13 protein-coding genes are annotated in these 13,416 nt (G+C 38.5%); 7 read left to right on the top strand and 6 right to left on the bottom strand.

Going from position 1 to position 13,416, the window contains the following annotated elements:
• Window positions 1–70 precede the first annotated feature (70 nt).
• Both B9T30_RS01410 and B9T30_RS01415 read right to left on the bottom strand, forming a co-directional pair.
• On the bottom strand, window positions 71–256 hold the full coding sequence (locus B9T30_RS01410) for a hypothetical protein (protein ID WP_086183444.1): 186 nt from the start codon (window positions 254–256) through the stop codon (window positions 71–73).
• 207 nt (window positions 257–463) lie between these two features.
• Window positions 464–946 carry a hypothetical protein gene (locus B9T30_RS01415; protein ID WP_086183445.1) on the bottom strand — a complete coding sequence of 161 codons (483 nt, stop codon included), beginning with the start codon at window positions 944–946 and terminating at the stop codon, window positions 464–466.
• A gap of 97 nt (window positions 947–1,043) precedes the next feature.
• On the opposite strand from B9T30_RS01415, the gene B9T30_RS01420 reads away from it, so the two are divergent.
• The 5 genes from B9T30_RS01420 to dapC all read left to right on the top strand — a co-directional run bounded on the left by B9T30_RS01420 (window position 1,044) and on the right by dapC (window position 7,397).
• Window positions 1,044–1,799, top strand: a complete 756-nt coding sequence (locus tag B9T30_RS01420; protein WP_086183446.1) for an AzlC family ABC transporter permease — start codon at window positions 1,044–1,046, stop codon at window positions 1,797–1,799.
• Window positions 1,789–2,136 (top strand): L-valine transporter subunit YgaH, encoded by a 348-nt coding sequence (ygaH, locus tag B9T30_RS01425; protein WP_086183447.1) that lies wholly within the window; start codon window positions 1,789–1,791, stop codon window positions 2,134–2,136. The genes B9T30_RS01420 and ygaH overlap by 11 nt, the downstream gene beginning before the upstream one ends.
• 164 nt (window positions 2,137–2,300) lie before the next feature.
• On the top strand, window positions 2,301–3,506 hold the full coding sequence (gene purT / locus B9T30_RS01430; RefSeq protein WP_086183448.1) for a formate-dependent phosphoribosylglycinamide formyltransferase: 1,206 nt from the start codon (window positions 2,301–2,303) through the stop codon (window positions 3,504–3,506).
• Window positions 3,507–3,536: 30 nt separating this feature from the next.
• Window positions 3,537–6,203 carry a [protein-PII] uridylyltransferase gene (glnD, locus tag B9T30_RS01435; RefSeq protein WP_086183449.1) on the top strand — a complete coding sequence of 889 codons (2,667 nt, stop codon included), beginning with the start codon at window positions 3,537–3,539 and terminating at the stop codon, window positions 6,201–6,203.
• A 24-nt stretch (window positions 6,204–6,227) separates the two neighbouring features.
• Window positions 6,228–7,397, top strand: a complete 1,170-nt coding sequence (gene dapC, locus B9T30_RS01440) for a succinyldiaminopimelate transaminase (RefSeq protein WP_086183450.1) — start codon at window positions 6,228–6,230, stop codon at window positions 7,395–7,397.
• 404 nt (window positions 7,398–7,801) lie between these two features.
• On the opposite strand, the gene B9T30_RS01445 is transcribed toward dapC, so the two are convergent.
• The 4 genes from B9T30_RS01445 to msrB form a co-directional block, all read right to left on the bottom strand.
• Window positions 7,802–8,431 (bottom strand): LysE family translocator, encoded by a 630-nt coding sequence (locus B9T30_RS01445; RefSeq protein ID WP_086183451.1) that lies wholly within the window; start codon window positions 8,429–8,431, stop codon window positions 7,802–7,804.
• Window positions 8,432–8,562: 131 nt separating this feature from the next.
• Complete coding sequence (locus B9T30_RS01450) at window positions 8,563–9,420, bottom strand: AraC family transcriptional regulator (RefSeq protein ID WP_205666505.1); 858 nt, start codon at window positions 9,418–9,420, stop codon at window positions 8,563–8,565.
• 6 nt (window positions 9,421–9,426) lie between these two features.
• Window positions 9,427–9,909, bottom strand: a complete 483-nt coding sequence (locus tag B9T30_RS01455) for a glutathione peroxidase (protein WP_086183452.1) — start codon at window positions 9,907–9,909, stop codon at window positions 9,427–9,429.
• Entirely contained in the window at window positions 9,906–10,325 is a 420-nt protein-coding gene (gene msrB / locus B9T30_RS01460; RefSeq protein ID WP_086164146.1) for a peptide-methionine (R)-S-oxide reductase MsrB, read from the bottom strand. The genes B9T30_RS01455 and msrB overlap by 4 nt, the downstream gene beginning before the upstream one ends.
• Window positions 10,326–10,553: 228 nt before the next feature.
• Between msrB and B9T30_RS01465 the strand changes: the two genes are divergently transcribed.
• Window positions 10,554–11,984: a pyridoxal phosphate-dependent aminotransferase gene (locus B9T30_RS01465; RefSeq protein ID WP_086183453.1), complete on the top strand. Its 1,431-nt coding sequence runs from the start codon at window positions 10,554–10,556 to the stop codon at window positions 11,982–11,984.
• A gap of 244 nt (window positions 11,985–12,228) precedes the next feature.
• Complete coding sequence (locus tag B9T30_RS01470) at window positions 12,229–13,407, top strand: YbfB/YjiJ family MFS transporter (RefSeq protein WP_086183454.1); 1,179 nt, start codon at window positions 12,229–12,231, stop codon at window positions 13,405–13,407.
• Window positions 13,408–13,416: the final 9 nt, after the last annotated feature.

The following is a 13,416-nucleotide window of genomic DNA, read 5'->3' on the forward strand; positions in this document are numbered from 1 at the left end:
AACATGAATCAGCTTTCTACACGTTTAAAGTGCTACTAAATTAGGAACAAAAAGGAAAACTGTTGCTATGTTAAGATAACAACTGACACACATTCACCTCATCAAAACCATTGCGACAAGGTGCTATATCTCGTTCAATATTTAAAGATGCAGCAGGAATCAATTGTGCTTTTTCTGTCGTAGCTGTCGTTTGAACACTACTACATGCACTCAGGAAGACCATTAAACTTATTGAAAAAAACACTTTATTAAACATATTATACACCCCCACTTATTTAATAATTACAAAACCAACCAGTGATTTAATATTTATTATTATACACAAATTATCACTTGGTGATAATTCAATATATTTATTAAGTGATCGCTTTATCATCTTACTCATTGCTTAAAACTATAAATATAAATATTCCCTTCAAAATTTAGATCAAAAAAACGAGGCCATTGCCTCGTTTTATCTTCATCAAACCCCTTTCTTTTTAGGATCTGTATTTCCAAGTTCAGGATGTTCGATTGCACCTCTACATTGTGCTTTATCACGCTCATAATCGGCTTGTTTTTGTGCCACCGAATTTGTTTGATCAATACTTTCACGTGCCCAAATTTCTAAACTGGTTAATGCTTTACGGCATAACGCATATTTACCTTCAGTCACTGAATCCGTCATTTTGACATTAATACGCCAATCGGTGCTCAACTTACGCGCAGGTTTACGGACTTGATCTTCTAACAAGTCCAATTTTTGCGCATAAACCAAACCATCCACTTGATTGATGAAGTTCCAAGCATGTTGCGCATAAGTGGTCGCATCATTGGTGAGTTTAGGTGCAGACTTAATTTCAACTTTTTGCTCAGGTTGTTCTGAAGAATGACCACAAGCTTGTAATGCAAAAGTACTGCACAGTACAGAAACCATCACTATTGCACGTGATTTGAACGCAAACATATCAGCTGCCTATACAAACATTTCGGCACTATGCTAGTGAATTCGGGTAGAATACTCAATCATCATTTGCCCCATTGTTTAACTCTTTAGGTGTGTCGTGTCTGAGCACAAAATCCCTCCAGTACAAGCTGCTGGCTTTTGGCAAGGCGCTAAAGACAGTCAAGCCATTATTTTTACCTATCTTCCCGTTTCTTTTGCTTTTGGTGTCTCTGCAACCCAATTTGGCTTTAGCTCTTGGGAAGCGCTGTTTTTATCCTGTTCGATGTATGCCGGAGCCAGCCAGTTTTTAGTGGTGGCTTTACTCGGTAGTGGTACATCTATTTGGATGACTGCACTGACGGTGATTGCATTAGATATTCGCCATGTGCTTTATGGCCCAGCCTTACAAAATTTAATCCAAGATAAATTAAACTTGAAAAAAACAGCCATTTGGTCATGGGGACTGACTGATGAAGTTTTTGCCTCTGGCATGATTAAACTGTCACAACGTCGTCAAGAATGGTCTGAATCTTGGATGTTGGGTTTAAGTTTATTTAGTTGGATATCTTGGGCTTTAGGCTCTTTTTTAGGGGGTTTATTTGCCGACCAAGTCAGTTCTTTACCGCAGTTTTTACAAGCGGCTTTAGACTTCTTATTACCTGCACTGTTCTTAAGTTTCCTGCTTGCCGCATTTGAAAAGAAACATACTTTTATTGTTGCTGTGTGTTTAATTGTTTCGGCCATCACCTGTTATTTTATTAATTTATCCGCTGCCATTTTTATTGGGATTTTATCGGGAATTTTGGCAGGCTTATTTAAGCACTATGTTTTAAAACAACACGATGATGAGTTTGGAGCATCACATGAATCTTGAAATTATTTTGGTCGGCATTATTGTCGGAATTGCGAATTTCATTTCTCGTTTTGGCCCATTTTATGTCATTCAAAAACATCAACAAAACTCACAAAAACGCGGTTCTGTTTGGATTAAAATTGCATTAGGCAGTATTGGCATTGCCGCAATTAGTTCAATGCTGGTGGTTGCAACACTCCCCCCGCTGATGGAAACACCCAATAAAAGCATTGCTATGCTGGTCGGTTTTATCACTTTAGCAGGACTATATTTTAAATTTAAGCAAATTGTCGCGGCAACACTTACAGCAGCTGTGGTCTATGGTTTGGTTTATACCTATGTGCCCGTTTCATTTTAACTCCTTTAAAAAATCTCCCTCTTTTATAAAGAGGGATTTAGGGAGAGTTCAATAAACTTTATAAATAAAATTGTTAGACAATATCATTATTTTATGTGAATCAAGCCTTAACAGTCAGAACAGTTCTGCTATGCTAAAAGACCACTTTAGCAAGGACGATTCATATGAGCGTGACCATTGGTACTCCCCTTCAATCTTCTGCTTTTAAAGTTTTATTGTTAGGTTCTGGAGAGTTAGGTAAAGAAGTGGTGATTTCTTTACAACGTCTAGGTGTAGAAGTTCATGCTGCTGACCGTTATGATCATGCTCCTGCCATGCAAGTTGCACATTATTCCTATACTTTAAATATGGCAGATGCTGAAGAACTCAAACAACTGATTCAACAAGTAAAACCACATTTAATTATTCCTGAAATTGAAGCCATTGCGACGCAAGTTTTAGTCGACATCGAACAACAAAATATTGCCACCGTTATTCCTTCTGCTAAAGCAGTTAATTTGACCATGAACCGCGAAGGCATTCGCCGTCTTGCAGCAGAAGAATTAGGTTTACCGACATCTGCTTATCGCTTCGCTGATACGTTGGAATCTTTCCGCGCAGCTTGTGATGATATTGGCTATCCAAACTTTGTAAAACCTGTGATGTCTTCTTCAGGTAAAGGTCAATCACGTGTTAAAAATTTTGACGAAGTTGATGCCGCTTGGGAATATGCGCAAACCGGTGGTCGCGTAAATCAGGGCACGGTGATTGTTGAATCACAAATTGATTTTGATTTTGAAATTACCTTACTGACTGTACGTGCTAAAAATGCTGAAACGGGTGAAATTGAAACCCAGTACTGCGACCCAATTGGACACCGTCAAGACTCAGGTGACTATGTTGAAAGTTGGCAGCCTCAAGCCATGACTCCAGCGGCATTAGAAGAATCAAAACGTATTGCTAATAAAGTCACAATCGCCTTAGGCGGCTGCGGTATTTTTGGGGTTGAACTGTTTGTCAAAGGCGATAAAGTATGGTTTAGTGAAGTATCACCACGCCCACATGACACAGGACTTGTGACCCTTGCTTCACAATTTCAAAGTGAATTTGAACTGCATGCACGTGCCATTTTAGGCTTACCAGTGAATACAACACGCCATAGTGTGGCAGCAAGTGCTGTGATTTACGCAGGTGTAGATGATCGCAATCTTTCATTTTCTGGCTTAAATCTTGCTTTAGCAAATCCAAACACCGATATTCGCCTTTTTGGTAAACCCGAAGGTTTTAAACGTCGTCGCATGGGCGTTGCAACCGCACGTGCTGAAACAACGGATCAAGCACGTGAACTCGCACTACATACTGCGACTCAAGTCAGTGTTCAACAAAACTAAACTTGCCACCTTATTTACGGACCACTGTTCATGATCAATACCTCTCCGCTATTGAATTACGTTAAAAGTAACCATGACATTCAGGCGATTAATCAATGGCGCACAGATGTTGAAAAACAGCTTCAAGATGGTTTTGAAAATGGACAGTCAATTCGTGAAGTCATTTTAAGCCGCTCCAATTTGATTGATGAAGCACTACAGTTCCTATGGAAACATGCAGAACTCGATCAAACGGATTTGGGTTTATTTGCAGTGGGTGGTTATGGTCGTCGGGAAATGTTGCCGTATTCCGATGTCGACATCATGATTTTATCGGAAGATGACCTCAGCCCAGATCAAGAAAAATTGATTTCTACGTTTATTTCATCACTTTGGGACGTGGGTAATTTCAAACCCGGCATTAGTGTGCGTACCATTTCACAATGTGTAGAACAAGCCACCAATGATTTAACTGTTGCCACGGCACTGATTGAATCACGTTTAATTATTGGTAATGAAAATTTAGCCAGATGGCCACGTCGTATCGTGTCACAAACATGGACTGATAAAACCTTTTTTGATGCCAAAATGGATGAGCAAGCCAGACGTTATGCGCAACACAACAATACCGAAAGTAATTTAGAACCCGATATTAAAAATGCACCGGGTGGTATCCGTGACATTAACCAAATTGGCTGGATTGCAAAGCGTCATTTTCGGGTCAATCGTATTTATGATCTGGTACATTTAGGTTTTATTTCTGAATTTGAATTGGGTGTTTTAGAAGAAGCGGAAAGCTTTCTTTGGGAAATTCGTCATCATTTACACCGCCTAACCAAACGTGATGAAAACCGTTTATTATTCGACTATCAACGTGATATCGCGGCTTTGTTTGGCTATACCCGTGAAGAAGATAAATCACCTAATTACCCAATTGAACAATTTATGAAGCGCTATTATCGTAGCGCACAGCAAGTTTCAACCCTCAATGAAATGCTACTTGCCTACTTTAATGAATCGGTGATTACCCCGCGTTTACCCAACTACGAACGTAAAATTGAAGAAATTAACGAACACTTCAAACTGGTGGATGGCAAACTTGCCGTACAACATCATAAAATCTTTTCGGAACGCCCAAGTGCTATTTTAGAATTGTTTTATATCTTAGCCAATCGCCCAGAGATTGAAGGCATTCGCGCACGTACTTTACGTCTGCTCATACTTGCTGCAAAACGAATTGATCAAAGCTATAGAGATAATCCTGAACATCAAGCCTTATTTATGGCAATCATTCGTTCACCACATCGTCTATATGACACTTTGGTTGCGATGAAACGCTATAGCGTTTTAGGTAACTATATTCCTGCATTCGGGCAAATTATGGGACTGATGCAATATGACTTGTTCCATATTTATACCGTAGATGCACACACCCTATTATTGCTGCGTAACCTCAACCGCTTTAAAGCACCTGAATTTGCCAAAGACTTTCCTGTGGTAAGTTCAGTATTCCAACGTCTGGCACGTCGTGACATTGTCTATTTAGCCGCTTTATTTCATGACATTGCCAAAGGTCGTGGTGGCGACCACAGTGAATTGGGTGCAGAAGATGCCATTAACTTCTGTCGCACCCACGGCTTTACTGAACGTGAATGCAACCTTGTTGCATGGCTCATTCAAAATCATTTACTCATGTCGATGACCGCACAGAAAAAAGATATTTCCGATCCAGATGTGGTACAAGACTTTGCTGAAAAACTCGGTGACATGGAGCATCTAGATTATTTATATACTCTGACTGTTGCCGATATTAATGCCACCAATCCAAAACTGTGGAATACATGGCGCGCATCGCTTATGCGTCAACTTTATACTCATGCCCGTGATGTGATTCGTACCGGTCTTGGTCGCCCTGTCGATTATCAAATGCTGATTGAAGACACTAAATTTGCAGCCAGTGAACTCTTGGTCAATGATTTCTCCCTATACGATGTAGAAACCGTTTGGCAGGAACTGGGTGATGAATACTTTATTAAGGAATCAGCAGATGAAATTGCATGGCATACCCGTGCAATCTTGCAGCATGGCAACAACTCTGAACCTTTAGTGTTAATGCGTGCACATCGTAAATCTGCACAAGATGCCGTACAGATCTTTATTTACACACAAGATCAACCAAATTTATTTGCCACCACAGTGGCTGTATTTGACCGTATGAATCTTGATGTTCAAGATGCCCGAATTATTACCGCAAGTACTGCATTTAGTTTAGATACCTATGTGGTTCTAGACCGTTTTGGTACTTTGCTGACCGATCCTGAACGTGAAAAAACTGTCATTGATGCCTTAGTCAAAGCACTGAGCCAATCAGATAAATATCCCGGCTTAATGCAGCGTCGTATTCCACGCCAATTACGCCATTTCGATATTGAAAATACCGTCGATATCACCCTCAATGCCGCGCTACAACAAAATATGGTTGAAATTTCAACACTTGACCATCCGGGCTTACTGGCCAAAGTAGGTGGTTTATTTATGATGCAAGGTTTAGATATTCACTCTGCTAGAATTGCAACACTGGGTGAGCGTGCAGAAGATATTTTCTTTGTCACCAAAAAAGATGGCATTCCAATGTCCGATTCAGAAGCCAAAACGTTTGCTGCTCAATTAAAATCAGCACTCGATGAAGTTTCGAATCAAGTCTCTGGTCAACATTAACTTAAATTAAGCGGTATCGATTTTATGAACTCAAGTTTGTCATTATTGCATCCCTATCCTTTTGAAAAATTAAATAAACTTTTTCAGGATATTCAACCTGCAGATTTACCACTCATTCCATTGTCGATTGGTGAACCAAAACATCCTGCACCAGAGTTTGTAAAACAAGCAATTATTGACAACTTTAAGCATTTATCGACTTACCCAAACAGTAAAGGTTTACCAGAACTGCGCCAAAGTATCGCTGCTTGGCTGACACGACGTTTTAAGCTGAATAGCATTAGCGCTGAAAGTAATATTCTTCCTGTATCAGGAACACGTGAGGCAATCTTTTCTTTTGTTCAAGCTTTAGTGAACCGTGAAGATGCGCCTTATGTGGTCATGCCGAATCCTTTCTATCAAATTTATGAAGGTGCAACCTTACTTTCGGGTGCCAAACCATACTTCATTAATTGCACAGAAGAAAACAACTATCTAGGCGACTTTGATGCTGTACCTGCTGAAGTCTGGGAAAAAACGGCATTGTTATTTGTCTGTACTCCGGGTAATCCAACAGGTGCTGTGCTATCTAAAGAGCAGTTTAAAAAGTTAATTGCTCTTTCAGATCAATATAATTTTGTCATTGCATCAGATGAATGTTATTCAGAACTTTGGTTTGATGAAGCGCCCGTTGGCTTACTTGAAGTGTGTGCTGAAATTGGACGTGATGACTATAAAAACTGTGTCGTGTTCCATTCACTGTCTAAACGTTCAAACTTACCCGGTATGCGCTCAGGTTTTGTTGCGGGTGATGCAGCATTACTCAAGCCATATTTGCAATATCGTACGTATCACGGTGCGGCAATGCCTGTTCAACATCAACTTGCATCCATTGCCGCTTGGGATGATGAAGCACATGTTGAAGAAAATCGTAAACAATACCGTGCAAAATTTGAACTTTTTCAAAAAGAGCTGGGTCATCTATTGCCACTTAAAAAACCCGATGCAGGTTTTTACTATTGGCTTAAAGTAGACAATGACGAAGCTTTTGCCAAAATGCTGATGGAAAAAGCACACATTAAAGTGCTTCCGGGGCGTTATTTATCTCGTGATACTGAACAAGGTAATCCGGGTGAAAACCATGTTCGTTTAGCATTGGTCGCAGACATTGCTCAGTGTGAAGAAGTGGTTAAACGCCTCAAAGCGATACTTTAAATTTTAATGCCCAAAGCCACCGTCAGGTGAAACTGATCAGTTAAGGATTTTAGAAACAAAGTCCTTAACTTTCATTCCTCATGACGGAGTCTTATATTTTTAAATCATATACTTGGAGCTCGTTTTGTTCTTTTGTCTCGCCAAAAGAACCAAAAGCATTTGTCATCCGCAAAACTCGTCAAATACCTTTTATTGGTTAATTAATCGCAGAAACATTAATTTTTTAAAATAGTTTTGCCTCGGACAGTTGCGAATGACGTTTCCGTGAAGCATATAACATCTAGAATTTAAAAAAATAAAATACTAATCAATTTCTTAACTGACGAACATCACACCTTCAGGTGGTTTTTACTTCACTTTAATTTGAATTTTTCTGTCCCAATTCAAGCTAAAATAAAAATCATTTAATCAAATTCATTCATCATTAATAACATCAGGGAAAAAAAGATAAAACAGCCCCCTGAAATATAATATAACCATCTAGACTTTAGGCTAAGCCATTCAATCCAAACTTTATAACTTAACAATTTAACCAGTAAAATATTCCAAACCAAGACTACAGTAACCATCCATAACACCATTAAAACATGCTGAAAAACCCGAAAATCGACATAAACCAACAGGACTAAGCTACTATAAAATAAAATATTTTTAGGGTTCAGCACACTTGAGCGTAAGCCTTGACTCAAATAACTGACTGTACTGGATAAAGTCGGAACAGCATCCACTTTTCCATGCGTCGTAATTACTTCAGTTTTTGCATAATACAAGCATAATGCTGCCAAATATATTAAATACACTGCACCGATATAACGCACATAGAGCAAAATATTTTCATCAATTTTTCCAAGAAAAAATAAACAAGCATAAATCACCATTAAAACACATACATTCCCCAATGCAATTCCTACACAGACAAAGCGAGCCGCAGACCGACCATGCCGTAAGAGTGTCGTTAAAATAAGAAAAAAATCAGGTCCGGGAGAAAGCAAAGCAATAAAGTGCGTGAATGCAATAATAACAAACAGTTCCATAAATCATTCCAGTATCTAGCTGAAATGAGCATAGAGAACCAGCACAATTCTCTCTTGTATAAAATTGCGCGATAATAAATTTAATTTAGGTTTTAAACAGACAAAAGCTCAATAATAAAAAACCAAGTGCTTCATATAAATCCTTGTTGATACTGCCTAGGCGTAACCCCTGTATGTATTTTAAATACACGATGAAAATGGCTTTGATCACTAAAACCTAGTTCATAGCTAATATCAGCAACATTTTTTCCATATTTAAGCAATTCTCTTGCCTGATTCACTTTTAAATTGAGCTGAAAGGCATGTGGGGTCAAACCCAGATTTGCCTTGAATAAACGAATGACTGCATAACGACTAATTCCCAGCATACTTGCCAGTTTTTCCAGTGGGACAATCGTATCGACATCTTTTAAATAGATAATCAAATCCTTTAAATGATCATAAAAATAATGAGATGTATCAGTTTTTTCCCATTCAAAACAGGGCAAAATAATTTGAGTGAGCACCTCGATCAAACGCTGTTCTTTTTCCCTAAAATCAACTTCAGAATTAAATAAATCTCGATTTAGCTGGGTGAATGCACAATACAATTCTGGTTTTTTAATCACGCTGGGTTTTAATTGTGGAATTGGTGCATGAATTTGTTCTCTTACTGTCTCTGACAATAATGCTGCGAGCCAATCAGCATTCAAATGCATCATCTGATAACTCCATGCTTGATCAGGCATAGGATTACAAGAGTGTTCAACCTGAGCAGGAATAACCACTAAAGTACCAGACTCAATCATTTCAACAGCACTTAAATAACTGCTAAAGCGACTTAGCCCCGTATCGACTGCACCAATGGAAAAAGTAGTGTGACTGTGGGCCTTATAACAAATCCGACTTTGGCATGCCTGACGTGTTTCTACATAAGGCATGCGCGAATCATGCCAGAACTGAACATTCAGTTCTGACTGATTTAACACATTTTTTTCATTTTCCAACATGAAACATCACTGCGATAATGCCGCTGCTATTTCACTTTCTAAATCTTCAGGCTTAGTGGTCGGTGCAAAGCGGTTTAAAACTTTGCCATCTCTACCAATCAAGAACTTGGTAAAATTCCACTTAATCCCATTACCCAAAATACCTTTACTGTTATTGGTTAAATAACGGAATAAAATATGTGCTTCTGGCCCCTTTACATCCACTTTGGCAAACATCGGAAAGTTCACACCATAATTTTTTTGGCAATATGCCCCGATTTGTTCATTCGATCCGGGATCTTGCCCACCAAATTGATTACAAGGGAAGCCCAAAACTTCCAAACCTTGATCTTTGTATTTTTCATACAGTTTTTCAAGACCTGAAAATTGCGGTGTAAAACCACATTTACTTGCAGTATTTACAATTAATAAAACTTTGCCTTCATAATCAGCAAATGATTTATTTTTTCCATCTAACAACTCAGCTTCAAACTGATAAATGCTGGTCATGGATAGGTTTCCTCATCATTTTTTTCTTGTGTTTTTAATTCTAATGAAGCTGAATTTACGCAATAGCGCAATCCTGTTGGCTGTGGGCCATCTTCAAAAACATGTCCTAAATGTGCATCGCAATGATGACAAACAACTTCGGTTCTGACCATACCATGCGTCGCATCTTGATTCTCATCAACCGCACCACTGCTAATCGGTTTATAAAAGCTTGGCCAACCGCTACCACTATCATATTTGGTATTAGACGAGAATAATTCAGCCCCACAACAACGACACAAATAAGTCCCTGTTTGCTTGGTATTCCAGTATTTCCCTGTAAATGCTGGCTCAGTCCCCTTTTGTCGCGTAATGCGAAATTCGTCTGGTGATAACTCTCTTTGCCATTCTCGGTCTGTTTTATTGAGTTTTCCCATGATTACGTCCCTTTGTATCTTGCTATTTAAAATAGGATAATCCTATATTTACGTGATTCATCTTAAAATTTCTAGTCTTTAGTTAACAATTTACAAAAGACCTATAATTTACTTAAAAGCAAAAGGTAAGCAAAAATACAAAACATGGTGAGCATTTTATTTTTTAAATGCTTTTTTGTGAGCAAATTTAATGTTAGTCTTATTGAAATTCTTGCTCAAGATTAAAAAATGTCGCAAAAAAAGAGCGTTATTTTTAAACATCTACTGCCTGTGATTAAACAATATCAACAGGTGGGATTTACGCATGAAAAAATTGTTGCTTTACTCAGAGATGAACATGATCTCGATCTGGTAACAACTGAAACATTTAAAAGTTATTTATATCGTTATGCAAAAGTGACCTCCACTCTTTCCGAGAACATCAAAATGCCGAACACTATCCAAACCCCACGCGAAATAAAAAAATCGTCTAAGCTCGAGCATGTATGCTACGACATTCGTGGACCTGTGTTACGAGCAGCCAATGAAATGGAAGAAGCTGGTCATAAAATTATTAAATTAAATATCGGTAACCCCGCCCCATTCGGCTTTGAAGCTCCACAAGAAATTATTAATGATGTTGCTTTAAATCTTCCAAATGCTGTTGGTTATACCGACTCAAAAGGGATTTTCCCTGCGCGTAAAGCTATTTGTCAGTATTACCAGCAAAAAGGTATTTTAAATATGCACGTCAACGATGTGTATATTGGTAATGGTGTGTCTGAGCTTATTGTGATGGCCATGCAAGGCTTACTAAATAATGGCGATGAAATGCTGGTTCCTATGCCTGACTATCCATTATGGACGGCTGCGGTAAATTTATCGGGTGGTACTGCCATCCACTATAAATGTGATGAAGAAAACTATTGGTATCCAGACATTGCCGATATGGAAAGCAAAATCACGCCCAATACCCGTGGTATTGTGATTATCAATCCAAACAACCCTACAGGTGCAGTTTATCCACGTCATGTGTTAGAACAAATTGTTGCACTGGCAAAAAAATATGACTTAATTTTGTTTGCAGATGAAATCTACGACAAAGTTGTCTATGACGGCATTGAACATGTTGCTGTTGCCGCACTTGCGGGTGATCATCTTTGTGTTTCATTTAATGGTTTATCTAAAGCATATCGCATTGCTGGTTTCCGTTCAGGCTGGATGGCCATTACAGGTGATAAATCACGTGCAATGGACTACATTGAAGGCTTAGATATGCTCGCTTCAATGCGCCTATGTGCGAACCATCAAGCCCAATATGCCATTCAAACAGCTTTGGGCGGTTATCAATCAATTAATGATTTGATTCGTCCCGGTGGTCGTTTATATGAACAGCGTAATATTGCTTGGGAAATGTTGAATGACATTCCTGGGGTAACCTGTGTTAAACCTGAAGGTGCAATGTACTGCTTCCCTCGTCTTGATCCTGAAATTTACCCTATTCAAGATGATGAAAAGTTCATGCTCGATTTCTTACGTGCTGAAAAAGTATTATTGGTACAAGGTACTGGTTTTAACTGGCCTACACCAGATCATTTCCGTGTCGTATTCCTACCCGCTGAAAATGAATTACGTGAAGCATTAAATCGTTTAAGTCGCTTCTTAGCCAAAATGCGTTAATTTTAGCGCTAAAAAACCGCGTTCTTTAACGCGGTTTTTTATTTTAAGCATTTATTTTTTATAAAATTCATCATTTTTATTCAACTTTCACTATTTAGCTTCACCGCTATACTCATCAAATAAATCAGCATAAAAACAGCCAATCTGCGAACTCATGCATTTGTTGATTATCGTTATATTAAATCATGACAATTCATGCTATTTATTGTTATTAATCAATAATAAGTATCGGTGAGAACACAGGATGTCCTCAAACAAGGTTAAGCTCAGCATTTTTTTATGCCTCAGCATGTGTTTAGGAATAGGCATTTTACGCTTCTCTTATACTGCATTATTACCCACGACGCGTGAAGCATTTGCTTGGACGACTGGGTTTTCCAGTATTTTAGGCAGTGCTAATTTACTGGGTTATTTGCTCGGTGCTTTTTTGGCCATGCGTTTACCTCAAAATAAAATCATGGCGTTGTACATTCAAATAGCGGCCATTGTTGGCATGCTGAGCTTGCTCTGTTGTGCATTTTCAGACTTGCCAAAAGCTTGGTATCTTTTTTGGCGCATCATCTCAGGAGTAAGTGGTGGTTTATTGATGATATTATCACCTAGCGTAGTGGCACAATGCTGTGACATCCAAGATCGCTTTAAAATCAATTTTATCGGTTTTAGCGGAATTGGGCTTGGGATTTTACTGGCAACACTCTTCCTGCCTTATTTAGATCAAATTTCGACACAAACAGCATGGCTTATGCTATGTGGTTTTGCACTAATCATTTGTATTTGTCTGAGTATTTTACTGCAACAGTTTAAACATCATTTATCTGCACAAACTACACCGACATCCACAGAAGTATCGTTAAATACGCTGTTCTATAGTTTACTGATTGCCTATTCAAGTAGTGCCTTTGCTTATATTCCACACTCACTGTTTTGGATTGATTACCTGAGTCATGAATTAAAACTCAATCTCTTTTGGATGAACTTCAATTGGATTCTGTATGGTATCGGCAGTGCATTAGGTGCTTTCTCCGCTTATTTATTAGCAAGAAAATTTGGTAATTTTACTGCACTAAAAATTCTTTATAGTCTATATATCATGGCTATTTTTATTGCCACTGCAAGTACAAGCCCTATTCTGACTTTTACGTCTTCATTTTTTACAGGAATGCTCAACCCTGCGGTGGTTTTTCTAACCTCTTACACCATTTTACAACTGTATGGTGTGGCTTATAAAAAGCTCTGGAGTATTGCAACACTGTGTTTTGCATCTACACAGCTTGTCGGTGGCTTAAGTTTTAGCACACTACAACATTTTGGCGTGACTTATCATCAACAGTTTATCTTGGCTTCATTTGTCTTGCTGCTTGGTACTTTGCAATTGGTTTGGCATACACGCTCAACTAAATACAAAACAACTGAGCAAGTGTAACCATTTTTA

Origin of the sequence: Acinetobacter sp. ANC 4973 (genome assembly GCF_002135275.1) — a bacterium.
In the GTDB taxonomy this organism is placed as follows: domain Bacteria; phylum Pseudomonadota; class Gammaproteobacteria; order Pseudomonadales; family Moraxellaceae; genus Acinetobacter; species Acinetobacter kyonggiensis.